The 25,051-nt window shown below is 36.0% G+C and carries 25 protein-coding genes and 1 tRNA gene; 16 read left to right on the plus strand and 10 right to left on the minus strand.

The window, feature by feature from the left end; all coding sequences use genetic code 11:
- Nucleotides 1-6: 6 nt before the first annotated feature.
- Genes IPM56_08355 through nadB form a run of 5 tightly spaced genes read left to right on the plus strand, consistent with a single transcriptional unit; the run spans nt 7 to nt 4,948 of the window.
- Nucleotides 7-948, plus strand: a complete 942-nt coding sequence (locus tag IPM56_08355; protein QQS37935.1) for a ParB/RepB/Spo0J family partition protein — start codon at nt 7-9, stop codon at nt 946-948.
- Nucleotides 949-985: 37 nt separating this feature from the next.
- Entirely contained in the window at nt 986-1,417 is a 432-nt protein-coding gene (locus IPM56_08360) for a hypothetical protein (protein QQS37936.1), read from the plus strand.
- Nucleotide 1,418: 1 nt separating this feature from the next.
- Nucleotides 1,419-2,138, plus strand: coding sequence for a hypothetical protein (locus IPM56_08365; GenBank protein ID QQS37937.1), 720 nt, complete (start codon nt 1,419-1,421; stop codon nt 2,136-2,138).
- 9 nt (nt 2,139-2,147) lie between these two features.
- A complete protein-coding gene (locus IPM56_08370) occupies nt 2,148-3,326 on the plus strand; it encodes an acetylornithine/succinylornithine family transaminase (GenBank protein ID QQS37938.1) in 1,179 nt (392 codons plus the stop codon).
- Nucleotides 3,323-4,948, plus strand: coding sequence for an L-aspartate oxidase (gene nadB / locus IPM56_08375; GenBank protein QQS37939.1), 1,626 nt, complete (start codon nt 3,323-3,325; stop codon nt 4,946-4,948). The genes IPM56_08370 and nadB overlap by 4 nt, the downstream gene beginning before the upstream one ends.
- Here the strand turns inward: nadB and IPM56_08380 are convergent.
- On the minus strand, nt 4,945-5,865 hold the full coding sequence (locus IPM56_08380) for a Ppx/GppA family phosphatase (protein QQS37940.1): 921 nt from the start codon (nt 5,863-5,865) through the stop codon (nt 4,945-4,947). The two genes, nadB and IPM56_08380, sit on opposite strands and share 4 nt — an antisense overlap.
- 41 nt (nt 5,866-5,906) lie before the next feature.
- On the opposite strand from IPM56_08380, the gene IPM56_08385 reads away from it, so the two are divergent.
- The 11 genes from IPM56_08385 to IPM56_08435 all read left to right on the plus strand — a co-directional run bounded on the left by IPM56_08385 (nt 5,907) and on the right by IPM56_08435 (nt 15,977).
- Nucleotides 5,907-6,431, plus strand: coding sequence for a hypothetical protein (locus tag IPM56_08385; protein ID QQS37941.1), 525 nt, complete (start codon nt 5,907-5,909; stop codon nt 6,429-6,431).
- Complete coding sequence (locus IPM56_08390) at nt 6,421-6,687, plus strand: hypothetical protein (protein QQS37942.1); 267 nt, start codon at nt 6,421-6,423, stop codon at nt 6,685-6,687. The genes IPM56_08385 and IPM56_08390 overlap by 11 nt, the downstream gene beginning before the upstream one ends.
- A 2-nt stretch (nt 6,688-6,689) precedes the next feature.
- A complete protein-coding gene (locus IPM56_08395) occupies nt 6,690-7,124 on the plus strand; it encodes a 3-dehydroquinate dehydratase (GenBank protein QQS38260.1) in 435 nt (144 codons plus the stop codon).
- A gap of 1 nt (nt 7,125) precedes the next feature.
- Entirely contained in the window at nt 7,126-7,806 is a 681-nt protein-coding gene (locus tag IPM56_08400) for a TIGR02253 family HAD-type hydrolase (protein QQS37943.1), read from the plus strand.
- A gap of 93 nt (nt 7,807-7,899) precedes the next feature.
- Entirely contained in the window at nt 7,900-8,292 is a 393-nt protein-coding gene (locus tag IPM56_08405; GenBank protein ID QQS37944.1) for a MerR family transcriptional regulator, read from the plus strand.
- A tRNA-Pro gene (locus tag IPM56_08410) sits at nt 8,293-8,366 on the plus strand.
- A gap of 165 nt (nt 8,367-8,531) precedes the next feature.
- Nucleotides 8,532-10,019, plus strand: coding sequence for an amidophosphoribosyltransferase (locus IPM56_08415; GenBank protein QQS37945.1), 1,488 nt, complete (start codon nt 8,532-8,534; stop codon nt 10,017-10,019).
- Nucleotides 10,009-14,265: a S8 family serine peptidase gene (locus IPM56_08420; GenBank protein ID QQS37946.1), complete on the plus strand. Its 4,257-nt coding sequence runs from the start codon at nt 10,009-10,011 to the stop codon at nt 14,263-14,265. The genes IPM56_08415 and IPM56_08420 overlap by 11 nt, the downstream gene beginning before the upstream one ends.
- Nucleotides 14,262-14,825, plus strand: coding sequence for a CDP-alcohol phosphatidyltransferase family protein (locus IPM56_08425; GenBank protein QQS37947.1), 564 nt, complete (start codon nt 14,262-14,264; stop codon nt 14,823-14,825). Before IPM56_08420 ends, IPM56_08425 begins: the two co-directional genes overlap by 4 nt.
- The gene (gene ftsY / locus IPM56_08430; GenBank protein QQS37948.1) at nt 14,822-15,769 is read left to right on the plus strand and encodes a signal recognition particle-docking protein FtsY; all 948 of its coding nucleotides are present in this window, start codon (nt 14,822-14,824) and stop codon (nt 15,767-15,769) included. Before IPM56_08425 ends, ftsY begins: the two co-directional genes overlap by 4 nt.
- 4 nt (nt 15,770-15,773) lie before the next feature.
- Nucleotides 15,774-15,977, plus strand: a complete 204-nt coding sequence (locus IPM56_08435; GenBank protein QQS37949.1) for a hypothetical protein — start codon at nt 15,774-15,776, stop codon at nt 15,975-15,977.
- Between the two features lie 31 nt (nt 15,978-16,008).
- On the opposite strand, the gene IPM56_08440 is transcribed toward IPM56_08435, so the two are convergent.
- From IPM56_08440 to topA, 9 genes are all read right to left on the minus strand, one after another.
- Nucleotides 16,009-16,857 (minus strand): 3-hydroxybutyryl-CoA dehydrogenase, encoded by an 849-nt coding sequence (locus IPM56_08440; protein ID QQS37950.1) that lies wholly within the window; start codon nt 16,855-16,857, stop codon nt 16,009-16,011.
- Between the two features lie 14 nt (nt 16,858-16,871).
- The gene (locus IPM56_08445; GenBank protein QQS37951.1) at nt 16,872-18,050 is read right to left on the minus strand and encodes a thiolase family protein; all 1,179 of its coding nucleotides are present in this window, start codon (nt 18,048-18,050) and stop codon (nt 16,872-16,874) included.
- An 89-nt stretch (nt 18,051-18,139) separates the two neighbouring features.
- Nucleotides 18,140-19,270, minus strand: coding sequence for a hypothetical protein (locus IPM56_08450; GenBank protein ID QQS37952.1), 1,131 nt, complete (start codon nt 19,268-19,270; stop codon nt 18,140-18,142).
- A gap of 29 nt (nt 19,271-19,299) precedes the next feature.
- The gene (locus tag IPM56_08455) at nt 19,300-19,521 is read right to left on the minus strand and encodes a DUF2795 domain-containing protein (protein ID QQS37953.1); all 222 of its coding nucleotides are present in this window, start codon (nt 19,519-19,521) and stop codon (nt 19,300-19,302) included.
- A gap of 1 nt (nt 19,522) precedes the next feature.
- Nucleotides 19,523-20,233: a M23 family metallopeptidase gene (locus IPM56_08460; GenBank protein QQS37954.1), complete on the minus strand. Its 711-nt coding sequence runs from the start codon at nt 20,231-20,233 to the stop codon at nt 19,523-19,525.
- Nucleotides 20,234-20,515: 282 nt separating this feature from the next.
- Nucleotides 20,516-21,529 (minus strand): HPr kinase/phosphorylase, encoded by a 1,014-nt coding sequence (locus IPM56_08465; protein ID QQS37955.1) that lies wholly within the window; start codon nt 21,527-21,529, stop codon nt 20,516-20,518.
- On the minus strand, nt 21,526-21,831 hold the full coding sequence (gene raiA / locus IPM56_08470) for a ribosome-associated translation inhibitor RaiA (GenBank protein QQS37956.1): 306 nt from the start codon (nt 21,829-21,831) through the stop codon (nt 21,526-21,528). Before raiA ends, IPM56_08465 begins: the two co-directional genes overlap by 4 nt.
- An 11-nt stretch (nt 21,832-21,842) precedes the next feature.
- Nucleotides 21,843-22,781, minus strand: a complete 939-nt coding sequence (locus IPM56_08475; protein ID QQS37957.1) for a tyrosine-type recombinase/integrase — start codon at nt 22,779-22,781, stop codon at nt 21,843-21,845.
- Nucleotides 22,739-25,051 carry a type I DNA topoisomerase gene (gene topA, locus IPM56_08480; GenBank protein QQS37958.1) on the minus strand — a complete coding sequence of 771 codons (2,313 nt, stop codon included), beginning with the start codon at nt 25,049-25,051 and terminating at the stop codon, nt 22,739-22,741. Before topA ends, IPM56_08475 begins: the two co-directional genes overlap by 43 nt.

Here is a 25,051-nt window from a genome sequence, read left to right on the forward strand (position 1 = left end):
AAAAGTATGAGTAAGATTAAAACAGGACTCGGAAGGGGATTGGACGCTTTGATTCGTCCACAAGTAAAAGAAGAAATTGGTCACCCGCCTTCAGAGAGTTCATTTGTGCATGATGATGGCGAACAATTTAACATTCTCTCAAAGATTCCTGTTGAACTGATTTCCGCAAATCCGTTTCAACCCAGACTTGTTTTTGAACCTGAAGCATTCAACGAACTAAAAAAATCCATCCTTGCAAATGGATTGATCCAGCCTATAACTGTCAGGCGATCAGGTCCGAATCACTTTCAGCTAATTTCAGGTGAAAGAAGATTAAAAGCATGTAAAGAAATTGGTTACAGGGAAATTCCGGCATACATAATAAAAGTTGATACTGATGAAGCTATGCTGGCAATGGCTTTAATAGAGAACATTCAGCGTGAAAAATTAAATCCGATAGAAGTAGGCGCAGCATTTAAACGATTGATGGATGAGTGCGGCTTAACCCAGGAAGAGATTGCAGATAAAGTCGGAAAAGACAGATCAACAATTGCGAACTCAATCAGGCTTCTCAAACTGCCAAAGGAGATTCAGGACAGTTTGATAATTGAAGAAATAACTGCGGGTCACGCACGTGCATTAATAAATCTGCCTTCAGAACAGTTACAGCTTGACGCGTTAAAAAAAATAATAGAAAATAATCTCTCTGTGCGAAAGGTTGAACAACTGGTTAAAAAGCTTCTGACCGAAGTTCCGCAGAAAAAATCCTTCAGAATTTCAGACAAAAGTTTTACGACAGGTACCTCTCTGAACAGTATTGAAGACAGACTGAGAAAAATATTTGGTACTAAAGTAACCTGCCATCAGAAGAATGATGGTTCCGGTGAAATTACAATTGAGTTTTATTCTAATGATGAACTTGAAAGATTGTTTGAACTTTTTGATATCATTGACAAATCGTATAACTAATATTGCACTCCTGGTTTTTCTGTTTGTCAGCGTTGAAATGAATGCACAGATCGATTCATTATCAGTGTCGGAAGAAACACAGACTGATTCAGTTTTCGAAATGACAAAATCCCCGTGGGGGGCAGTGCTGCGCAGTGCTATTATTCCCGGTCTTGGTCAGATTTATAATGAGTCATATTGGAAAGTTCCTGTAATTCTGGGTGTTACAGGCTGGTTTGTTTACCTGTGGCTTGAGTATGATAAAGACTATCGTTACTATAGGAATTTATATATAATCAGTTCCAATGAACGACATAAAGAGTTACGTACCGGGTACAGGGATCTTAGAGATGAAGTTACAATTTACATGGGACTAGTTTATTTACTGAACCTTGTTGATGCTTATGTAGACGCCCATCTTTTTGATTTTACCGTTGAAGAAAATTTTCATACCCGCTCGCCAATGCTCAACATAAGGATTGGATTCTGATATGACTGAACTAAAGAATGTTCAGGTATGTAAGAATTGCAGTCACGAAAATTCCTTTCATGAATTGATATGCAGGAAATGTAAATCATTTTTACGTGAGCGAATTGTTAATCTTGATCTCTGGAATATCGTTGCACTTATTATTGAAAATCCTGCTTCAGCCTTTCGAAAAATAATTTTTGCCGAACACAAAAACTTTATTTTTTTTATTCTCTTTTTTGTAGTACTGAAAATATTGATAAACATTCTGTTCACATCATTAGTAACAATAAAAAATTACGATGCCTACCAAAACTTCTTTCTCAACTATCTGATAATTTTTGTATTAGTTCTTGTGACAATACTTCTATACTCATTTGTCACAGTTAAACTGAATAAGAAATTTAAACTGGACACACGCTTTAAGGATACCTTTGCCATTCTTGTTTTCTCATTATTACCCTATGCACTGGCTGCCGTATCGGTGTTTATAATTGAGTTAATTGTATTTGGCGGTTATACATTTTCAATAAATCCATCACCATTCCAGCTTAAACCGGCATTTGCTTACTTGTTAACAGTTATAGAGGTCGGAATTGTGCTTTGGTCAGTTCTATTGACGATGAATGGTTTTACAGTTCAATCCGGTAACCGTCAGTACGGGTTGATTTTGGGCTTGGCATTTCATTTCATAATTTTGATTGAAATTTATGTATCGTCTATAATCCTTTTTAACTTCTGATTACTACCTATGAAAAATATTATTGCAGTTAAAGACAGTGAACTGTTTCTTAATACATATAACAGACTCCCTATAGATATATCGCATGGTAAGGGAGTATATCTGTACGATAAGTCAGGGAAAAAATATTTAGATTTTTTTTCCGGGTTGGCTGTTAATGCACTTGGTTATGCCCATCCTGAAATAGTTGAAGCTGTGACGAATCAAATTCAAAGATTTGCACACCTGTCAAATAATTTTCTCACTGATATACAAATTGAATTCACGGAATTGCTTTTGAAACATTCCCGAATGTCAAAAGCATTTTTAACAAATAGCGGTACAGAATCAGTTGAGGCAGCAATAAAACTTGTGCGTAAAATAAAGGGTCCTGATAAAATCATTTATTCTCTCTCCAACGGATTTCACGGAAGAACCTATGGAGCTGTTTCGCTTACTGCTAAAGAAAAATACCGAAAGGGTTTTGAACCGCTTCTGCCAAACACGGCTATTATAACTTTTAATGATGTCAATGAACTGAAACAAAATGTTAACGAGAATACCGCTGCTGTTTTTACTGAGTTCATACAAGGAGAGGGAGGTATCAACTGTTTAACTAAAGAATATGTCGATGTGCTGAATGATCTTAGAAATAAATTTGGTTTTATCATAGTCTCTGACTCAATTCAATGTGGTATTGGAAGAACCGGCGATCCTTTTTCACACGATCATTATAATTTTACTCCGGATTTAATAGTAACCGCAAAAGCAATAGGCGGAGGCTTACCATTAGGAGCTTTGCTGGTGTCGGACAAATTATCAAGCGCTTTTGAGACTGGTACACATGGAACAACCTTCGGCGGCAACCCTGTATGCTGTGCTGCGGGCAAAGTAGTTCTTAAAAAAGTTTTTGAAGAAGGGCTTATTGATTCGGTTAGACAAAATGGAAAATTGTTCATTGAAAGACTTAACGTACTGAAAAGTAAGTATAGTGTTATTAAAGAAATTCGCGGCAGAGGTTATATGATCGGGGTGGAAATGAAAAATGAATGTTCAGAGATTGTAACTGCGTTGCGGGAAAGATTTATCCTGGTGAATTGCACGAATAATAATGTAATTAGAATTTTACCTCCGTTGATCGCAGAAATTGATCACATCAATTTATTCTTATATGAATTCGAGAAAGTGATTCAGGAAATCGAAGCATGAATCTCAAAACAGATGTTCTGATAATTGGAAGCGGAATTGCCGGACTGTTCACAGCTCTAAAAGTATCTGAGTATGCTGATGTAATAATCGTTACGAAAAAGGATAAAGCTGAATCGAATACGAATTATGCCCAGGGAGGAATCGCGTCTGTTATAGATCCAAATGATTCATATGAAAAACACATCAGTGATACTCTAGTTGCAGGTGCAAATCTCTGCAATGAAAAAATTGTTGAAATCACAATCAAAGAGGGCCCTGATAGGATAAATGATCTGATTGAGCTTGGTACAAAATTCACTCATAAAAACGGAAAACTTGATCTCGCAAAAGAGGGTGGACATTCAAATCCGAGAATAGTTCATGCTAAAGATCTGACTGGAAAAATAATTGAAAAAGCACTCATCGAAAAAGTCATGACAAAAAAGAATATTCACGTTCTCGAAAATTCATTTGCTATTGAACTAATAACCGAACATAATATTCAGCAGTTGAAGACTGCAAAACTGAATAACAGAAATTGTTGGGGTGCTTATATCCTTGATGTCAAACAAAATTCTGTTTTTAAGATTTCATCCAAAGTAACCATTCTTTCAACCGGAGGAATCGGACAGGTTTATCTTCATACAACAAATCCATCAATCGCAACGGGGGATGGATTTGCAATGGCGTACCGCGCCGGTGCAGAGATGGGCAATATGGAATTCATTCAGTTTCATCCTACATCATTTTATAATCCTGTTCAAAAACAGCAATTACATAATTCTTCATTTCTTATTTCAGAAGCTGTAAGAGGATTTGGCGGAATTCTAAGGACTATTGATGGAAATGAATTCATGAAAAATTATGATGATAGAAAGGAACTTGCCCCGAGAGATATTGTTGCAAGGGCTATTGATAATGAATTAAAAAAACGCGGCGACGATTATGTTTACCTTGATATCACTCACAAAAAAGCCAGTGAAACTGTTGAACATTTTCCTAATATCTATGAGACTTGTTTGAAAAGCGGAATCGATATTACCAAAGAATTTATTCCTGTCGTTCCTGCTGCACATTATGCATGTGGCGGTGTTGTAGTTGATGAATTTGCCAGATCATCTTTAAATGGATTATATGCATGCGGAGAAGTTTCTATGACGGGACTTCACGGAGCCAACCGTCTTGCGAGTAACTCGCTTTTGGAAGCTGTTGTATTTGGTTATAGAGCGTCGTTAGATATAAAAAAATTTCTTAACCAGAATAAAAGTGAAATTCCCGAAATACCTGAGTGGGATGATTCAGGAACTTTATCTTCTGATGAACGTGTTTTGATCACACACAGTTTTAAAGAAGTGAAACAGGTGATGTGGGATTATGTTGGTATAGTCAGGTCAAACTTAAGATTGGATAAAGCTTACAAAAGACTACATACTCTTTTTGAAGAAACAGAAATTCTTTATAAAAAAACAAAAGTATTTGAAGATATATTGGAACTCCGGAATATTATAGCCTGCGCACATATGATTATAAAATCAGCGCGTCAAAGAAAAGAAAGCAGGGGATTACACTTTACACTCGACTATCCCAATACCGACGATTCAAATCATAGGTTCAACACAATTCTCCAGAATAAGAACTCTTAAACTTTATTAAGAAATTCTTCTATTACTCCATATCTGATCCCACGGGTACTTACAGTTAGGTTTTTTAATTTTAATAATTCCATTATATGCTTTAGTATTAGCGCTCCAGCTAAAATTACGTCCTCACGTCCTTCAATTATATTCCCAAAATTTGACCTCATCTCAACCTGGGATAAATGTGAAAGCTGGATTATAGCTTTATCGATATCTTTAACGGAGAGTTGTGATCCATCGATTACTTCAGCATCAAAATTTTTCAACCCGGATTTAATACACGCAAGTGTAGTCGGAGTACCAGCAACTGCTACTGCATTATTTGGCGAGAGAATAGCGAGATCTTTTTCAGAAAATACATCTATAATACTTTCTTTTGCAGATTCAATTTCGGTAGCTGCCGGTGGCTGTTCCAATAAAAATCTTTCACTTAAAGTAACAACACCAATTGGAAAACTTTTTCGATAATGTATAGAATTTTTGCTGCCTGAAATGATTTCTGTACTTCCACCGCCAATATCAATAACTACCTTCGTCCCGCTTTTTTCAGAATCTGCTTTTGCCCCCTTGAAAGAATAATACGCTTCTGTTTCACCGGTTATTATGTCCACTTTTATTCCAAATACTTTCTGGATTTCCTCGACGATCTCACTACCGTTAGCAGCTATTCTAAATGCGTTCGTCGCAACAGCAAATACCTGTTCGCAGTTATACTCTTTTATGAACTTACTATAATCATCCAGAATCGTATAAAGTCTCAGGAGGTTTTCGTCAGGGAATTTATTTCCTTTAATAAGCCCTTTACCGATTCTTGGAATACTTGATTTTTCAATTATTGGTTTTAATAGTCTTTGTTCAAGATTTAACTCAGCAATAAGCAGCAATACAGTATTTGTCCCTATGTCAATTGAAGCAACAGTCATAATTTTTCTTTATTTTTATTTCAATCTTTCTGAAATAATATATGAGAAAAAGTAGTAAAGTATCAAACATATTTTTATTTATTGCATCATTAAGTGGAGCGTTATGGACTGGTTCATATTTACTTAGAACATTTATTTCTTACTGGTTCTTCGAGCCTGAAGATTTCGTTTTAAAAGCATTTATTACAACAGAAAATATGGCTGGCATCACTTATAGCCTGACACCTGTGGTGAGTACAACACTTATCTTATACTTGGTTTTTATAACTACTTTCATTCTGTACATTATCACCACTGACCTTAAACTAAAATTGAATGGCTGGTTATTTATTTCGCTACTTATTGTCTTAGTTACACTTCCGTTTGAAGCATACCTGATGACAATTGATTACAAGATGATAAGTTTTCTAACATCAGCCACCTATGATCCGGAAATGATAATTGATCTGATACGCAAAAGATTTAATGTACTTGGAAATTTCCCCATCGTAATTCTGTTTTGTTATTTTTCACTGTTCTATTTTATTATTTTCAGACCATTCACAAAGAAAATAAATGAAGATTAAAGAAAAAGAATTTGATATGGTGATTCAGGATCTTAAGGGACTCGCGGCTCAATTAGGTGCTGATGTACGCTTTGAGAAAGGTGATTTTAAGGGCGGTTACTGTTTATTGAGGGATAGCAAGGTTATCGTAATCAATAAAATGACTAATCAACAAAGAAAGGTTATGATATTATCCAAAGCCTTAAAGGATTTGGGAATAGAGGATATTTATCTGACACCTCGCCTTCGTGAAATTATTGATGAAATGGCAGAATGAAAATACGTATCTTAGTTCTGAATGGACCGAATCTGAATATGCTTGGCAAACGGAGCAAGTCGCATTACGGCATCAAGACTCTCTCTTTAATTAATGAACAGTTAGTCAAAAATTTTCCTGAGATCGAATTAGAATTCTTTCAAAGTAATATTGAGGGTGAATTAATTTCTAAAGTTCAGGAAGCGCATAACAAATTTAAAGGGTTAATTATTAATCCAGGAGGATTCGCCCATACTTCTGTCGCGTTAAGAGATGCACTTGAATTACTAGACATTCCCAAAATTGAAGTACATCTTTCAAATGTGGCAGCAAGGGAATCATTTAGGTCAATAATGTTAACTGCTTCTGTATGCAATGGTTATATAAGTGGTTTTAAAGAATATAGTTACATTGCAGGTATTCAGTTGCTCAAATCATTAATAAAAAAGAAAGGTTAAGATGATAAAAGCAGTAATTTTCGATCTGGACAATACTCTTGTTGATTTTATGAAAATGAAAAGAAGAGCAATTGAAGAAGCAATTCCTGCTATGATAGACTCAGGATTAAATATTGCCCCTGAAACTGCCAGTACTATGATTGACGAGATTTATAAGGAGCAGGGAATAGAATATCAGCAGGTTTTCGATATGTTCCTGAATAAAGTACTTAATAAAGTAGATTATAAAATTTTATCGGCAGGAATCGTTGCCTACAGAAGAGCAAGAGAAGCATCATTAATACCATATCCTCACGTGTATTCTACTTTGAACCGGCTTCTAAAAATGGGCATCCGGATGGGAATTCTTTCAGATGCGCCTGTGAAAGAAGCCTGGCTGCGATTGGCATCTTTAAATTTTCATCATATTATGGATGCTGTTGTTACGTTTGACGATACTGGTCATAGAAAACCTAACCCGGCACCGTTCCTGAAAGTTTTGGAAAGACTCGAAGTAAAACCTGAAAATGCTTTGATGGTAGGCGATTGGGCAGAAAGAGATATTGTCGGAGCTGCAAACGTTGGAATGAAAACTGCATTTGCTAAATACGGTGACACATTTAATACAGAATCTCATACAGCGGACTTTGAACTGAATGATATAAGTGAACTAATCAAGATTATAGAGAACGAAAATAAATAAAGTTTCCCCTTAAAGTTATCTTTGACTCAGTGACAGTAATATTGCTTATATAAACAGTATTACTTATTTTACTTCCAAAATTTTAGAGATGCGATGAAAGACCTTTCTATTAAAAAGTTATATTACTCAATAAGTGAAGTGAGCAAGATAACTGAAATGGAGCAGTACGTATTACGTTACTGGGAAACTGAATTTGAGCAGTTAAAGCCTCAGAAAAACAGAGCCGGGAATAGAATTTATACTAACAAAGATATCCAGTTGATCTTGCATATAAAAACTCTGTTGAGGGAAAAAAAGTATACAATAGAAGGCGCAAAAAAAATTCTTGAAAATTATTCACCCGATGGATCATCGAATGGTAATGATACAAGTCTGCATATTGTTGAACCAACTGCAATTGAACCCAAGAAAGAAAAACCTACCCTTAAGAAAGATCTGGAAGAAATAAGATCTTTGCTCGAAGATCTTTTGGTGAAATTTGAATAACGGAACGTGGCGCAGCCCGGTAGCGTACTTGAATGGGGTTCAAGGGGTCGCGGGTTCAAATCCCGCCGTTCCGACAAGGCTCAGTTAACTGAGCCTTTTTTATTTTAATCAAATCATCACAAAATTAATGACTTCTTAATTATCTACCTTTTTTCATTTCAACACCTGCCATATTTTAGAAACCAAATTTTATTGTGTAATTTTATTCATAAAATATTTTTAACAAAAAGAATGATTTAATGAATAAAATAATTGAAAACGATAAGCCGAAATGTTTTTGCGGAATATTTGGAATTTACGGAACGCCATCTGCTGCCTTACAAACTTATTATGGATTACACGCTTTGCAGCATAGGGGGCAAGAGGCAAGCGGGATTGTCACAAGGTCATTTAATAACAAAGATAAACCGGTCTTTAATTTACAAAAGGGTGAAGGGTTGGTTTCAGAAGTTTTTGAGGATTCAAATTTATTTAACACAACGTTGACAGGCAGCGCCGCTATCGGGCATAACCGCTATTCAACTACTGGTTCAACAAAATCGAGAAAGAACATTCAGCCTTTTGTTGTGAATTACAGGCTGGGAAACCTTGCTGTTTCCCATAACGGAAACCTTACAAATGCTAAAGAATTAAGAGAAGAACTAGTAAGAGAAGGCGCCATATTTCAAACCACAAGTGACACAGAAGTAATTCTCCATCTTATTGCCAGAAGTAAATTGGAAGACCAGGTTGAACAAATACGTGAAGCACTAAATAGAATTGAAGGAGCTTATTGCCTTACAATCCTTACTGATGATAAGTTAATTGCTGCACGGGATCCACGTGGATTTCGCCCGCTCTCAATCGGTAAACTTAATAATGCATTTGTTGTTGCTTCCGAGACTTGTGCATTTGACATTATCTCAGCTAAATTTTTGCGAGAAGTAAATCCCGGCGAATTAGTAGTTATTGATGAAGAAGCATATCAGAATGGTCAGATAAAAAGTTCTAATATTACGGACGCTGTTGTATCAGAAAAGCATTGCATTTTTGAATACATATACTTTTCACGTCCAGATAGTTTTATATTCGGTCATAATGTTGATAAGATGAGAAGACGCCTTGGTAAAATGCTTGCGAAAAAATACCCTGTTACCGATAAGGATGGCGAGAAGGTAATTGTCATAAGCGTACCGGATAGTTCAAATACAACTGCGCTTGGCTATCATCACGAACTAAAAAAGACAGGTGTTGATTCCAGGCTTGAGATCGGACTTATCAGAAGTCACTACATCGGAAGAACCTTTATTCAACCGGGACAGGAAAAAAGAGAGATCGGTGTCAGGATAAAGTTCAATATTGTTAAAGGAGTGCTTGAAGGCAGAACAGTTGTCGTTGTTGATGATTCAATCGTAAGAGGAACAACCTCCAAACAATTAATAAACCTAATCAGGGAAGCTAAACCAAAAGCTATTCATTTAAGAATTTCTTCATCACCTATAATGCATCCCTGTTATTATGGAATGGATTTCCCAAGCAGGGAAGAGTTGATTGCCTGCAGACATAATGGAAACATAAAAGATATTGCTAAGTACCTGGAAGTTGATAGTCTTGAATATCTGACAATTGATGAGATGCTTGAATCAGTTTCAGAAGCAGATTCAACAAAATTTTGTACTGCATGCTTTTCAGGTGAATATCCAACCGAAGTTGACCTAAATTTCAAAAAGGAAATATATGAGACTTAATGCCGTTGTTATTTTTATCATTGCATTATTCTTAAATGAGTCCGTTCAATCACAAACAACCTATTTCATAAAATACAAAGCCAATATCTCCTTCAGTGAAGTTGATAGGAGGATAACAGAAAAAACTATTAGCGATGCGGTCAACCTCAGGATGGTATCACTTCCGGAATTCAGCCTGAGCTACCTTGCAAAAGGATTGGGAATGGGAGATGAAATTCTCGGCAGAATAATAAAAATAAATTTTGCTGATGATGTCGATGAATCTAACCTGGTTTCAGTCCTCTCTGTTGATCCCGATATTGAATACATACAAAAATCCACAACTTATAAAATGGATTTAATTCCCAATGATAGTTTGGTATCGCAGCAATGGGCACTTGAAAAAATAAATGCATTCGATGCATGGAATATTATAACAGGTGTGGATACAGTATTACTTGCAATCATCGATACAGGAATAGAATATTTTCATCCGGACTTACAAAACAAAATTTATTATAACCAAGGTGAAATGGGTTTAGATCAATTTGGTAATGATAAAAAATCAAACAGCATTGATGATGACTTAAACGGATTTGTTGATGACTATATGGGATGGGATTTTGTTGACAGAGTTGGAGTACCGACTGATACAAATGCAGGTGACTTTCATAACTGGGACAATATACCTTATGACGCTCGCAAAGGTTCAAATGGAAATCATGGAACTTTTGTGGGAGGAATTGCAGGAGCTGAATTTAATAATACTCACGGTATTGCCGGAGTAGCACCATCAATTAAACTACTTAACATTCGGTCATTTGATAACGGCGGTTCTGGTGAGGAGGATGACGCTGCAGCAGCGATATTATATGCTGTTAGAATGGGTGCAAAAGTAATTAATATGAGTTGGGGCGATTATACATTTTCTTATGTATTGAGAGACGTCGTAAGATATGCCTACTCACAAAATGTAGTACTCATTGCCAGTTCAGGAAATTCCGGAAGGAATGAACTACATTATCCCTCCGGATATAGCGAAGTAATAAGTGTGGGCAATTCAACGGAAGAAGATTTTGTTGCCGGAAATTCTACATGGGGATCAACTATTGATTTAGTTGCACCGGGAACAAATATCTGGTCTACAGATATGGAAGGTAAGTACGTAAAGGCGGGAGGAACCTCTGCCTCCGCTCCATTTGTTTCCGGAACTGCTGCACTGATACTTTCCAAAAATAATTTTACTAATGAGGAAGTAAGACAAATTCTTAAATCTACTACTGATGACATTATGAGCACTGGCTGGGATTTAAGAAGCGGTGCGGGAAGGTTGAATCTTGAAAGAGCATTAAGAGTCTTAGCACCTTCAAATATAGGTTTCACTTTTCCTTTAATGGATTATGCGACAAACCTTGATACAATTTTAATTCGCGCCACTGTTTTATCTCCGTACTTTGTGAATTATTCTCTTGAAGTCGGAAGTGACATAACTCCCACCAGTTGGAATACACTTATTAGTAATGGACTAAATCAGTTTGGTGAATCAGAAATTTTCCGGCTTGATATCAGAAATTTTGTGGAAGGTATCTACACGCTCAGGTTATTAGTAACATTAAACAACGGAAGAACTTTGGAGGAAAGAGTTCATTTCCATGTAATGAGAACTCCACCGCAGGTTATTGAGGTTGGATTAGGTCCGATTTATTTTGGAGAGAGATCAACTATAAATGGCGAGTTTGTAACAAACCAATCCGCTATTATGCGAATGTACTACCGCAAGTATGGTGAGCCGGTTTACAATTTTGTTACTCTTGATGGATTTAATACAAACAATCAATTTGTAAAAGACCTTCACTATGGGTTTATCCCAACTGAAATTGTTCAGCCGAATACTCTTTACCAGGTTTATTTTGAAGCTGAAAATCTTGCCGGACTAAAAACAACAGTTGTTGATTCAACAAATAATAATCTTCCGTTTCTTATCCCGACCGAAGATTTACCAAAACCAACAACTTCTGTTCAAATGAATTTCAGTCTTGGCGAAGGGACTGTAATTTTTCCGGAGCCGGTAAGTTTTCTTTCAAATAATAATAATGAACTATTATCTCAGCCATTCAGGGAGGGAACTGATTTTGTCTTCTTCAATTATTATTTGAATGGCGATCAGTTCAGCCAGTACTCAACAGATTCATTATTAAGAAGGTATCCGTTGCGTTATGGTGATTTTAATAACAACGGTTTAAAAGATCTTTTGACAATTAACCAATCCAACATTCTGATGCTTGAACAGACTCAAGCAGGTTCATTTTCATTTGTTAAAAAAGATTCATCTGCAAAATTGTTTTATCCGATTTTAGTAAACGAACTCCTGAATGATGGAGTGAACTATATCATCACCCAAAATGAATCGCCGGACAGATACTTAATTTGGAAAGTGAATAGTGATCTTAGTACGAGTCTGGTAGATTCGACTTTCTATATAACCAGGTCAGATTCATTTGGATCAAACTATACAACAAGAAGTATGATAGTTGATGATATAGACAATGACGGAACAAAAGAAATCTGGTTTGTTGATGAGGATGGTGATCTGAAAAGTTATAAGGTGAATCCGGGACTTGTACTGACCAAATCCGATAGTTTAAATGTATTTGGTTTATCACCTGCTTTTCAACAGGATGTATTAAGCAGCGGAGATTATAACGGTGACGGGATAAAAGATATTGCGATCCTGTATAGCACAAACTCAATAGCACCCGCATTTCTGTTGTTGGTTGTAACATTTAGCAATCATTCACCAGTTATCCTGACGCAAAAAGTATTTCTTGATCAATCGGAAGGTTATGGTGGCGGCTTGGGGGTTGGCGCTGATGTGTATCAATCTCTGAAGTTTGTGGATGTAGATTCTGACGGAAAAGATGAACTGGTAGTTAACATTTTTCCATCATCTTACATATTTAAAAATATAAATAATGAAGATGAAATTATTTTTTATTCTGAAGGTTCAAATACAAAAAATGTTTTTGCAGGAGATTTGAATCAGAACGGAGTACCAGAAATATCATTTAAAATTAATGATGTATTCAGGTTTTTTGAGTTTGCAAATTCAAACAGGGCAGCAGTACCTGTCAATTTTTCAGGATATAGTGTTAGTCCTTCATCAATCAGATTAACCTGGCAGGGAAGCGGATCAAAATTTTATATTTATCGGGGAGAAGTTCCTAATAATCTTGCTTTAATTGATTCGTCTCAAAGCACTGAATATTCTGATTCAGCTGTTCAGGACAGTGTATTTTATTATTACTCGGTTCAGGCTTATGATCTTTCCAAGCCAGAGCCTTATTCATCATTAAGCAGAACAATCGAAGTGTATTCTCATGCACCAGGTAAACCCGTAAACGCAGTAAGTAATAGTAACAGAAGCATCATCGTTACTTTTTCTGAAAAGATGAAAAATGTGATAGAGAATTTGCAATCGTTTTTAGTTCCGAATTTTGGTTATCCGAATTCTGTTTCACCCAACACCCAGTATTCATATTTGCTGACGTTTAATTCAGACCTGCCAACAGGCACTCAGCAGATAATTATAAGTGATATAAAAGATCTTTATAATTCGCCTATTCAAACGGATACTCTGTCTTTCAATGTTAATATTATTCCTGACGTTGAATCATTTTATATTTCATCATTTGAAATAATTAATTCAAACAGGATTAAAATTATATTTAACTTTAATGTTGATGCTTCCTCTGCCATGAATCCGGACAATTATGAGTTCAGTCCGGAAAATTCTGTAACATCTGTTGAAATCGATCAATCAAATCCTAAGGTTATTTATCTGAATATCAATAAACAAAAACCAATTGGATCTATCGGGAAAGAGTACAGACTCAGACTTTCAAATATTATGTCATCATCTATGATACCAATAAATGAAGGTGCCGGAAGTTATCTTGTACTTACAAGTTTTGCAAAAGATTTAAGCGATGTATATGTATATCCAAATCCTGCAAAGGTTGGCGATGGTTTGGGAACTGTAACATTCGCGAACCTGCCGCAAAAAGCCAGGATAAATATCTGGACGGTCAGCGGAAAATTTGTCACAGAACTCGAAGAGAATGATGGAGACGGTGGATTCATTTATGATTTAAAAAACAATTCCGGTGAAGACCTGGATTCAGGAGTTTATATCTACCGGGTAATAAGACTCGATAATACCAACAATGAAGTTGAGGAAAAACTTGGTAAGTTTGCAGTGCTAAAATGATATTCAAGACAAAAGAGATATATACAAAGTCAAACCTGCTCAGTATTTTCAGACTTCTCCTTGCTGTGCCGTTCTGGTTTCTGCTTGACAACTTTAATGATGATAACATACGAATGATTACATTCGGACTTTGTTTATTCGCGTCGTTAACGGACATTCTTGACGGATACCTTGCAAGAAAGTTTAATGAAGTAACCGAGTTTGGAAAAATAATAGATCCTTTGGCAGATAAGGTTGCCGTAGGTGTAATAGTATTGAAGCTTTACCTGATCGGAGAAATTTCTGATTTTTATTTCTGGATAATCATTCTCCGGGACGTCCTGATATTTGCAGGAGGAATTTTTATAACAAAAAAAATCGGCAGGGTTCTGCCGTCTAATGCACTTGGTAAACTAACAGTTATCACAATTGGTATAGTAATATTGATGGTACTTTTAGCAGTCGATAGGAATAACTGGGTGTATCTTTTATTCTATTATTCCAGTACTGTTTTGATTTTTATTTCATTTTTTGGTTATGTACTACGAGCTTCAGAATTTATTAACTCAGGGAAACGATGAGCATTTTTAATTCAGCATTTAGCAAGCTAAAGTCAGGACTCGATAAGACCAGGAAGAAAATTGTCGTCGCAATAAATGAAGCTGTAACAGGAAAGGCTGTTGTTGATGAAGATACATTGGATAGAATCGAAGAAATTCTAATAACTTCGGATATAGGATTTGATACGGCGACAGGTATAATTGATAAGGCTCGGGAGCGATTAAAAAAAGAAAAGGACAGATCAATTCATGATTTTATAGAATCAGTTAAGAGTGAACTTGCTGGAATTCTAATACCAGAAAATGTTAACCAAAATAATCAAACTCTAAAGTATCAGCCTCGTCCTTATGTCATACTTATTGTGGGTGTTAACGGAGCAGGGAAGACAACTACGGTTGGTAAATTAGCATACAACTTTAAGAATGAGGGATTAAAAGTAATAATAGGAGCTGCAGATACATTTAGAGCCGCAGCCAATGAACAGTTACTGATATGGGCTGAGCGGGCTGGAGTGGAAATTGTTAACAAAGAACAAGGCGCTGACCCTTCTTCAGTAACTTTCGAAACCATACAAAGAGCTATTAAGGAATCTTATGATATCGTTTTGATTGACACTGCCGGCAGGCTCCATACCAAGTCAAACCTTATGGAAGAATTAAATAAAATAAATAGAGTACTCACTAGAGCATTACCTACTGCTCCCAATGAAACCTTGCTTGTTATCGATGGTAATACTGGACAAAACGCTATTACACAATCTGAAGAATTTGCTAAAGCTACTGGTATAACTGGACTAATAATCACAAAACTTGATGGCACAGCTAAAGGCGGTGTCATTTTTCAAATTTCAAAAAATAAAAAAGTGCCGGTTAAGTATGTTGGTGTTGGCGAAGGCATCGATGATCTTCAAAAGTTTGACGGAAAACTTTTTGTTGATGCGTTGTTCAATGGAGCTAAGGAATAAGATTATGTTTATGAAGAAACCGCGGCATAGAGTATTTGATTATCCTACAAGATTTTATAATCCTGCAGAAGATCCAAAAGAAAAACAAAAAAAGAAATTAGGCTTTTCAAGAACCCTGAAGCATAAACGAAGAAAGAGAAGTCCGGTTATCTGGATTTTGTTTATTGTGATAGTAATCTATTTGTACTTCAAATTTGGAGGCAATTGATTAGTTTACATAATATACATTATAAGACTAACTAATATTTATAAAAGCCTTCACCGGATTTTCTACCGAGTTTTCCAGCAGCAACCATTTTTTTCAACAATGGACATGGTCTATACTTTGAATCATTATAACCATTGTAAAGTACTTCCATAATTGCTAGACATACATCAAGTCCAATAAAATCTGCCAGTGTAAGTGGTCCCATTGGATGGTTCATTCCAAGTTTCATTACCGTGTCAATGTCATCCCTGGAAGCAACACCTTCCATTAAAGAAAATATAGCTTCATTAATCATGGGCATTAAAATTCTGTTCGAGATGAATCCCGGATAATCATAGACTTCAACCGGTGTTTTATCTAGCTTTATTGACAGATCTTTAATCGTATCAAATGTTGATTGACTAGTTGAATAGCCTCTGATAATTTCTACAAGCTTCATCACCGGAACCGGATTCATGAAATGCATTCCAATAAATTGTTCAGGACGATTATTACGTGATAACTCGGTTATCGATATCGAAGAAGTGTTGGAGGTAAAAATTGAATCTGGTTTAATTATTTGATTTAATTTATTGAAAATATTTAGTTTAGCATCTTTATTTTCAAATATCGCTTCTATGATTAAATCTGATGAAGATGGTACCAATTCAATACCGATTATCAATTGGATATTTGCCAGAATATTTTTTTTCTCTTCTTCACCTAAAATTTGCTTCTTAATCTGCCGATCTAAATTATTTGATATTGTACTGATTGCTTTTTTACCAAGATCATCAGACATCTCAACCAGATTTACTTTATAAGATTTTTGAGCGAATACGTGAGCAATCCCATTGCCCATTGTACCGCCACCGATTACTGCTACTTCTTTTATTTCCATTTTAATTCCAGTTATTATTTATAATTCTTAACAATAACAGCTGATGCCTCACCGCCTCCGATGCATAATGAAGCAAGCCCATAATTACTATTTCGTCTTTTCATCTCGTAAATTAATGTAGATAGAATACGTGCTCCACTTGCACCTATTGGATGACCAAGTGCTATGGCTCCGCCATTTACATTAACTTTTGAATTGTCAATATCTAATAATTTATTAACAGCCAGCGATACCACAGCAAATGCTTCATTGATTTCAAACAGATCAATATCCTTTATACTAAGATTTGCTTTCTGACAGACTTTATTAATTGCATCCGCAGGTGCGGTTGTAAACTGAACTGGAGCTTTAGCCGCAGAGCTCTGTGCGATAATTTCAACCAATGGTTTAAGACCAAGAGCTTTTGCTTTTTCCTCACTCATTAGAACTACCGCAGCAGCTCCATCATTAATACTTGACGCATTGGCAGCAGTGACCACTCCATCTTTCTGAAATACAGGTTTCAATCCAGGAATTTTTTCGAAATTAACTTTGGTGGGCTCTTCATCTATTTCTACTATCGATTCCCCTGCTTTAGTCTTTATTGTTATACCTGATATTTCATCTTTGAAATATCCTTCTTTTTGTGCCTTTAAAGATTTTTCATAAGACGAAATAGCAAAATCATCTAATTCCTTTCTTGAGAAATTAAAATCCTTAGCACATTGTTCCGCACAGCTACCCATATGGATATTGTTATATACATCCCACAGTCCGTCAACTATCATGGAGTCTTTAATCTCACCGTGTCCCAACCTGTAACCATTACGCGCCTTATCTAATAAGTATGGTGCGTTACTCATACTTTCCATGCCGCCAGCGACTACTATTTCGGCATCATCACATTGTATCGCCTGATGTGCTAACATAACAGCTTTAAGTCCACTACCGCACATTTTATTAATTGTCAGACATTCAGTTTTCTCAGGTAAGCCTGCGAATAAAGCAGCTTGTCTTGCCGGGGCTTGTCCCAAGCCAGCAGAAAGAACATTACCCATGATCACTTCATCTACTAATTCAGTTTTTAATGAACACTGTTCAATAACAGATTTAATTACCGCGCTGCCCAATCGAGGCGCAGATATCGATGATAATGATCCTCCGAAAGAACCTATTGCTGTTCGTTTAGCCGCAACAATTACTATTTTTTTCATTTAGTTCTCCATTGTTAATCGGTTTACTTTCTTCCTTAAATTAGAAAAAATAATTCTTATTACCACATTAAAACCTGAACGTAATACCTTTAAACTTTGGCTCCACGTTTAATAAAAAATGCAAGTTCATAAACCAGTTTTAAAAGTATAAGATTCTGATTAATATTCCGATCAACCTCCATCGATAGACGATCCAGATTGAACATAATATCAGCAAGGACCAATTCAGAAAATTTACTATTGAATTTTTCTATCGTATCGAGGTATTCAAAATAAAAAACCGGATCCTTCCCTGCTCTCCATCTTACTACATCAGCAAACCATGCTATAATTAATGAGATGAGAATTTTAATCATATCCTGCTTATCAGAATTTAGAAACTCTGAGCCTGTTGTGAGAGCTTCTTCAAATCTATTTCCAAGTGCAAAACGTAAAAATATTATTGTGCGTTCGAGCAGCTTATCAAGTTCAGTGTCGACCAATGCAATTGCGGTGTCGACAGAGCCACTACTGAATCGCGCTGCCCTTTCAGCCATCTTTTTTTCGATGTTGAAATAAGTGGTAAGCACATTAATAATGTCTTCTACCTCAAGCGGCTGGAATTTTATTTGCCAGCATCTTGAACGGATAGTCTCCCTTAATTGTTCCGGATAAGGAGTCAGAAGAAAAAAGATAACGCCTTCAGGTGGCTCCTCAAGATTTTTTAATAAAGCATTTTGAGCAGCCTCATTCATTAAATGTGAATCTATCAATATGACTGAGCGGAATTTAATATCGCCGTAACTGAACGATAAAAACTTGCTTATATCCCTGATTGAATTTATTCTTATATCATTGGCTTTAGGAATATTGATCTTGTGGTATGGATTCTTCGTTTTAGTTTCAATTTCACCGGAGATTAATTCTATCTCATCGCTGCTTAATTTTTCAAAGGGACCTGAATTTTCACTTTCATTTCTTCCACGTGGAAGCGGAAAAATCAATTTGACAATTGGCTCAGAACAATTCTGTATTGTCCTGTGATTTTTTATTTCTGATTCTTTATCAGAAGAATATTTTTTGTTTAGTGCCTGGAGGAATTTGATTGATAAGAAGAATTTTCCAATGCCTTCTTTACCAGTTAATAAAAAAGCATGCGGGATATTCGAAGAGTCTAAAATAGAATTAAGTAGTTTCTTTGCCTGAAGTTGTCCCGGTACTTCATTTAAAAAATTATTCATAGGAGAAAAGGCGCGATATTACGCTTTTCTTAAAAATCATCTTCGTTATAAAAGAAATCCTCGTCAGTAGGATAATCAGGCCAGATATCTTCAATTGATTCGTAAGGTTCTTCCGAGTCTTCAAGTTCTTGAAGATTTTCAATAACTTCATAAGGTGCGCCAATTCTATCGGCGTATTCAAGTAATTCGTCCTTTGTTGCAGGCCACGGCGCATCATCTAAATATGCTGCGAGTTCAACGGTCCAGATCATTTTATCTAACTCCAGTATTAGAAATTTGAGATTTAAACTCAGCTAAGTTTAAATCATCAAAGAAAAAGTTTCTTGGGTTTTGTTTAATTCCATTGTGAATAACTTCGTAATGGAGATGAGGGCCGGATGATAGCCCGGAATTACCGCTTCTTGCAATCAGATCACCGCGTTTAATAGTCTGTCCCTGTTGAACATTTGATGAACTAAGATGCGCGTACACAGTCCTGTAACCAAATCCATGATCAATCTCGATGCACAATCCATAACCACCTCGATAGCCAACAGATTCTATTTTACCACCGCCAGGTGCGTAAACGTTAGTGCCTCTGTCTGTGATTATATCAACACCTTCGTGCATCCTTACAATATTAAGAATCGGATGTCTTCTCAATCCAAAGCCATGATCAGATAATGTTCCTTCACAAGGTTTTAGTGCAGGCAACGATTCATATAACTTTTCATTGCTTTTAAGCTTTTCGGAAATCAGTGTGAACTGATTCTTTTCAAAATCAACTTTTTTATTAACTGCATCAACAAATTCAAGAGCACGGGTTACATCTATGTCACCACTAGAAATGAAATTAAACGGCTGAACAAATTCACCACCACCTGTGCCTAAGAGTTGTTCATCATCGGATAATGGAGGCAGGTTTGCTGCAATTCTCAACTCATTATTAACTTTTAAAAGACTGTCTAAGTCTTTATTAAGCAAAGCATAATTTCGTGTGAATTCTTCTAATTTATGACGTAAAAGGCTGTTTTCTGACCTTAAGGTATCATAATTATTAATGGGATTTAATACTAGTAGCTGATATAAATACAGTACCAGTGCCGTTAAAGCCCCTGTTGCTATAAAAAATGTCATCAAAAACTTAAATTTGAAGTTCTTGATTTCGACAAACTGCAGTTTTGACCGCGAAAAAAAGTATAATTTCTTCATATTTGAGGGCGGAATCTATAAAAATTGAATGCTTTTGTCAAGAGTGCAAAATTGTTATTCAAAATCATGTTCAAAGTAGTCAACTCCTCTTGTTTCATCATTTAATTTCGATGTTAATCGCTCATTCAGCTTACTCTGAAATACAGTTGCTGCGTCATAACCGTAATGTTTGAGCAGGTAGTTCAAACTGATAACTTCAGAAATAACTGTAATATTTTTACCTGGTAAAATCGGGAGTTTTACATAAGGCATTTCCACATTAGAAATTTGAACTGTGCTTTCATCAAGGCCTGTTCTTGTATAATCTGATTCATCATTCCAAACTTCAAGTTCAACAATTATTTCAAGCCTTTTCTGATAACGTATCGCACGTATACCAAACATCCTTTCAACGTCAATTATTCCTAAACCTCTTATCTCCATAAAATGTTTTCCGATTGTAGTACCTGCCCCCATAAGTATTCCCTCCCCTTTTTTCGTCAGGACTATGACATCATCGGCAACAAGTCTGTGTCCCCTTTCAATCAGATCAAGAGCAACTTCACTTTTACCTATACCTGACTTTCCAACGAATAGAATTCCAACCCCGTAAACATCAACAAAAGAACCATGCATTGAAATTCTCGGTGCGAACTGATCATCAAGAAAATCACTTACAAGATAAACTAATTTAGTTGTAGAGAAGGGTGAACTAAATAAAGGAACTCTATACTTGTCTGCTAATTCAAGCAATATCTGGAATGGTGAATTATTATCAGTTAGTATTACGCAGGGAATTTGAAATTGAAAGATGCGTTCAAGTGTCTCTCGTTTTTTGTCATCTGAAATCTGATTCAAATATCTCATTTCCGTATTACCAAAAACCTGAACACGGGCAAATGAGAATAGATCGACAAACCCGGCCAAAGCCAGACCGGGTCTGTGAAGATTCTGTTCAAAGATCTTTCTCTCGAAATCGTGTTTTGTAGAATGAAGTTTAAGTTTAAACATATCACGTGAATTCTGGTAAAGAAATCCAACTGTGATAAATTCTTTTCGAGATACCGATTTTTGATCTATGGAAATCATTTAACGCGAACCAATCGTTTTTTAGTTTTTATTTTTTTCAACTGCCGTGCAATTTTTTCAACTGCAGCGTTAACTGATTTTTGAAAATCATCAGTTTCTTCCGTCGCGCTTAATACCTGTTTTGGAACCTTTGCTATTATTTCAGCCGATTTAATGCTGTCCTTACTGTTCTGGAAACTTAAAATTACATCAACGGATATTATTTCATCTGAGAATTTTTCGAGTGAACTGACTTCAGCTTCAATAAATTCTTTCAGAGTATCCCTTGCTTTAAACTTACGAGCTGTGATATTTATTTTCATTGTTCCCTCCTTTAAGATTTTGGATGAGACTTTTTATATGTTGATTTTAACCTTTCAACGCTGACATGAGTATAAATCTGCGTTGTAGAAAGATTTTCATGACCAAGAATTTCTTTAACTGCTCTTAAGTCAGCACCTCTGTCAAGCATATGCGTGGCGGCACTGTGCCTTAATGCGTGCGGACTTCTCTTTTCAATATCTGTAACCAGTGATAAATATTTATTTACGATCCTGTAAACGAATTTAGGATAAATCCTCTTCCCTGCTTCATTAACTAACAAAGCGCTATGCGGTGATGAGCGGTCACTACTTGACAAATAATTTCTAATCGTTTCAATCGATTTATCACCAACAGGAACAATTCGCATTTTATTTCCCTTACCTTTAATACGAATAGTTTGCGATTTAAAATCCACATCACTTAGATTAATAGAACATAATTCAGAAACCCGAAGCGCACAACCATATAGCAATTCAAAAATAGTTTTGACTAAAAGTGAATTGTTTTCCAGTTCGTCAGCTTTTTCTAAAACTGAAACTATTTCATCATAAGAAACTACCGAAGGCAGTTTTCTTTGTGATTTAGGATTGATGATCATTGATGCAGGGTTAGATGATATGTATCCGTTTCGAAATGCAAATTTGAACATACCTCTTATCGCGGAAAGTTTTCTTCCAATTGTGATCTTGTTTAATCCGGATTCTGAGAGGGTCATCATATATTGTTTGATGATCTTATCTGTAACACTATTAATTTCCGTTCTGGATCTATCATTGCAAAATTGAGCGAAGTCACCCAGATCTTTTTTATACGCAGTCACACTATTACTGGAATATCTTTTAACGCTTTCAATGTCACGAATATATTTTTGAATTGCTTCACTAATATACATCAGTATGTACCTTGCTATGACTCTTCCTGTTGAACTTCTTCTCCGCAAACCGGGCATTTTATAAAGTTGCCCTTCTTTACTGTGTACCTTTGTTCCATATATTGTGAATCTTTGTTCGGGCATTCTACAGGCACAGGTTTATACCAGCTGACAAATTTACATTCGGGGTATCTTGAGCATCCGTAAAATAACCTGTTACGTTTTGATTTTCTTTCAATAACATTTCCTTCTTTACAAGTCGGACAACTTACTCCGAGTGAAATATTTTTTACGAAGTCACACTCCGGATATTTTTCACATCCAATAAATCTGCCAAACTTGCCTTCCCTGTAAACAGTCCTGTTTCCGCATTTCTCACAAGTCTCACCGGTAAATTCCGGTTCCTGTGACTGAAGTTTCATGTCTTTAAAGGACTTGATATTCGAGCATGCCGGATAATTACTACAAGCTAAATATTTACCGTAGCGCCCGACTTTAATAAGCATTTCATTTCCACACACATCACAGATAATTTTTTCAACATTCTTTTCGACATGACTTAATGCTTTTGCAAACGGCTGATAAAAATCATTTAGAACTTTTACGTATTCATTATCCCCCTGTGCAATCTGATCAAGTTCATTTTCCATCAGTGAAGTGAAATCTTCGTTAATGATATCAGGAAAATTTTTCACCAGTATCTCACTCACTCTAATTCCAAGCGGTGTAGGAAAAAGTTTTCGTTCTTTTTGAACCACATATTTTCTGTCCTGAATTGTACTAACAATAAGTGAATATGTACTTGGACGTCCAATACCTTTGCTTTCCAGTTCTTTTATAAGCGAACTTTCTGTAAATCTTGGAGCTGCTTTTGTAAAGTGCTGAGTTTTTTGGAGTTCGTTTAAGCCAAGTTTATTTCCTGTTTCAAGACCTATTGGAATTTTTTCATTCCGGTATTCCTCTTTTTCTTCAGCATTTTCTTTTGGCTCAGTGATCTCTTCATACATCTGCAGGAAGCCGTTGAATTGAATTGCAGTACCGAAGGCTTTAAACAAGAATTCATCTGCAGAAATTTCAATCACCGTTGTCTCCATTAAAGCCTGGCTCATCTGTGAAGCTAAAAATCTTTTCCAGATTAACTCATAAACTTTAAAGGACTTTGGATCCAGAAATTGTTTTACAAACTCTGGTGAGTATTCAAGTGAAGTAGGACGAATTGCTTCATGTGCATCCTGTACATTTGCCTGTGATTTTTTAACAAATGAGTTAGGTGTTTCCGGAATGTATTCTTTGCCAAAAGTTTTCTTAATGTATTCTCTTGCTGCGGTAACCTGTTCATCACTTATTCTTGTTGAGTCTGTTCGCATATATGTTATCAGACCAACAGTGCCTTCTTTTCCAAGGTCAATACCTTCATACAATTTCTGTGCGATCATCATCGTTTGCTTTGGACGCATTTTTAATCTGCGCGAAGCTTCCTGCTGTAATGAACTGGTGATGAAAGGCGGAGGTGCATTCCGTTTTGTATGACGCTTAACAATATTGCTTATCGCAAATTGTTTTTTAGTTTTTATTTTTTCGAAATGTTCAGTCGCGGTTTTCTCATTAGTTATCGCAATAAAATCCTCATGAAACATTTTCCAATCATCTTCCGTCATTATAGGTTTCGAAGGAATTTTAATATCACGTCCATCGATACTAAAAAGTTTTGCCTTAAACTCATCACCTTTCTGAGTTTTGAATATTGCCCAGATGGACCAGTATTCAGTCGCGATAAATTTATCGATTTCCACTTCCCGGTCGCAGATTAGCTTAAGCGCTACAGATTGAACTCTGCCTGCAGAAAGAGAATTACTCCCGGACATCTCAATAACTGCTTTCCAAAGGAATGGGCTAATCTTGTATCCGATAATTCTGTCCATTACTCTTCTTGCACGCTGCGAAGTAACTAAATGTATATCAATCGCGCGCGGATCTTCCATAGCTTTTTTTACGCCGGTTTTTGTTATTTCATTAAACAATACACGGTATATTTTTTTGCCGCTGCTACCGTTCAGAATATCGGCGATATCCTGTGCAATAGCTTCGCCTTCACGATCAGGGTCAGTTGCTATGTATATGTTATCGCTCTTTGAAGCAAGACTTTTTATCCGTTTAATAACATCACCTTTGCCGCGGATTGTTACAAACTGTGTTTGAAAATTATTATCTACATCTACACCAAGTTTTGTTTTAGGGAGATTCCTTACGTGACCTATTGTGGCTTCAACAATAAAATTCTTGCCTAAGTATTTATTAATTGTTTTTGCTTTCGCAGGTGACTCTACAAGTACTAAATTTTTGCTCAT

It is taken from the genome of Ignavibacteriales bacterium (genome assembly GCA_016700155.1).
Taxonomy (GTDB): Bacteria; Bacteroidota; Ignavibacteria; order Ignavibacteriales; family Ignavibacteriaceae.

Bases quoted from the DNA above. Each gene is read 5' to 3' on its own strand.
- IPM56_08355 (QQS37935.1), top strand. From the start codon at position 7: ATGAGTAAGATTAAAACAGGACTCGGAAGGGGATTGGACGCTTTGATT.
- IPM56_08360 (QQS37936.1), top strand. From the start codon at position 986: ATGAATGCACAGATCGATTCATTATCAGTGTCGGAAGAAACACAGACT.
- IPM56_08365 (QQS37937.1), top strand. From the start codon at position 1,419: ATGACTGAACTAAAGAATGTTCAGGTATGTAAGAATTGCAGTCACGAA.
- IPM56_08370 (QQS37938.1), top strand. From the start codon at position 2,148: ATGAAAAATATTATTGCAGTTAAAGACAGTGAACTGTTTCTTAATACA.
- nadB (QQS37939.1), top strand. From the start codon at position 3,323: ATGAATCTCAAAACAGATGTTCTGATAATTGGAAGCGGAATTGCCGGA.
- IPM56_08380 (QQS37940.1), bottom strand. From the start codon at position 5,865: ATGACTGTTGCTTCAATTGACATAGGGACAAATACTGTATTGCTGCTT.
- IPM56_08385 (QQS37941.1), top strand. From the start codon at position 5,907: ATGAGAAAAAGTAGTAAAGTATCAAACATATTTTTATTTATTGCATCA.
- IPM56_08390 (QQS37942.1), top strand. From the start codon at position 6,421: ATGAAGATTAAAGAAAAAGAATTTGATATGGTGATTCAGGATCTTAAG.
- IPM56_08400 (QQS37943.1), top strand. From the start codon at position 7,126: ATGATAAAAGCAGTAATTTTCGATCTGGACAATACTCTTGTTGATTTT.
- IPM56_08405 (QQS37944.1), top strand. From the start codon at position 7,900: ATGAAAGACCTTTCTATTAAAAAGTTATATTACTCAATAAGTGAAGTG.
- IPM56_08415 (QQS37945.1), top strand. From the start codon at position 8,532: ATGAATAAAATAATTGAAAACGATAAGCCGAAATGTTTTTGCGGAATA.
- IPM56_08420 (QQS37946.1), top strand. From the start codon at position 10,009: ATGAGACTTAATGCCGTTGTTATTTTTATCATTGCATTATTCTTAAAT.
- IPM56_08425 (QQS37947.1), top strand. From the start codon at position 14,262: ATGATATTCAAGACAAAAGAGATATATACAAAGTCAAACCTGCTCAGT.
- ftsY (QQS37948.1), top strand. From the start codon at position 14,822: ATGAGCATTTTTAATTCAGCATTTAGCAAGCTAAAGTCAGGACTCGAT.
- IPM56_08435 (QQS37949.1), top strand. From the start codon at position 15,774: ATGTTTATGAAGAAACCGCGGCATAGAGTATTTGATTATCCTACAAGA.
- IPM56_08440 (QQS37950.1), bottom strand. From the start codon at position 16,857: ATGGAAATAAAAGAAGTAGCAGTAATCGGTGGCGGTACAATGGGCAAT.
- IPM56_08445 (QQS37951.1), bottom strand. From the start codon at position 18,050: ATGAAAAAAATAGTAATTGTTGCGGCTAAACGAACAGCAATAGGTTCT.
- IPM56_08450 (QQS37952.1), bottom strand. From the start codon at position 19,270: ATGAATAATTTTTTAAATGAAGTACCGGGACAACTTCAGGCAAAGAAA.
- IPM56_08455 (QQS37953.1), bottom strand. From the start codon at position 19,521: ATGATCTGGACCGTTGAACTCGCAGCATATTTAGATGATGCGCCGTGG.
- IPM56_08465 (QQS37955.1), bottom strand. From the start codon at position 21,529: ATGATTTCCATAGATCAAAAATCGGTATCTCGAAAAGAATTTATCACA.
- raiA (QQS37956.1), bottom strand. From the start codon at position 21,831: ATGAAAATAAATATCACAGCTCGTAAGTTTAAAGCAAGGGATACTCTG.
- IPM56_08475 (QQS37957.1), bottom strand. From the start codon at position 22,781: ATGCCCGGTTTGCGGAGAAGAAGTTCAACAGGAAGAGTCATAGCAAGG.
- topA (QQS37958.1), bottom strand. From the start codon at position 25,051: ATGAGCAAAAATTTAGTACTTGTAGAGTCACCTGCGAAAGCAAAAACA.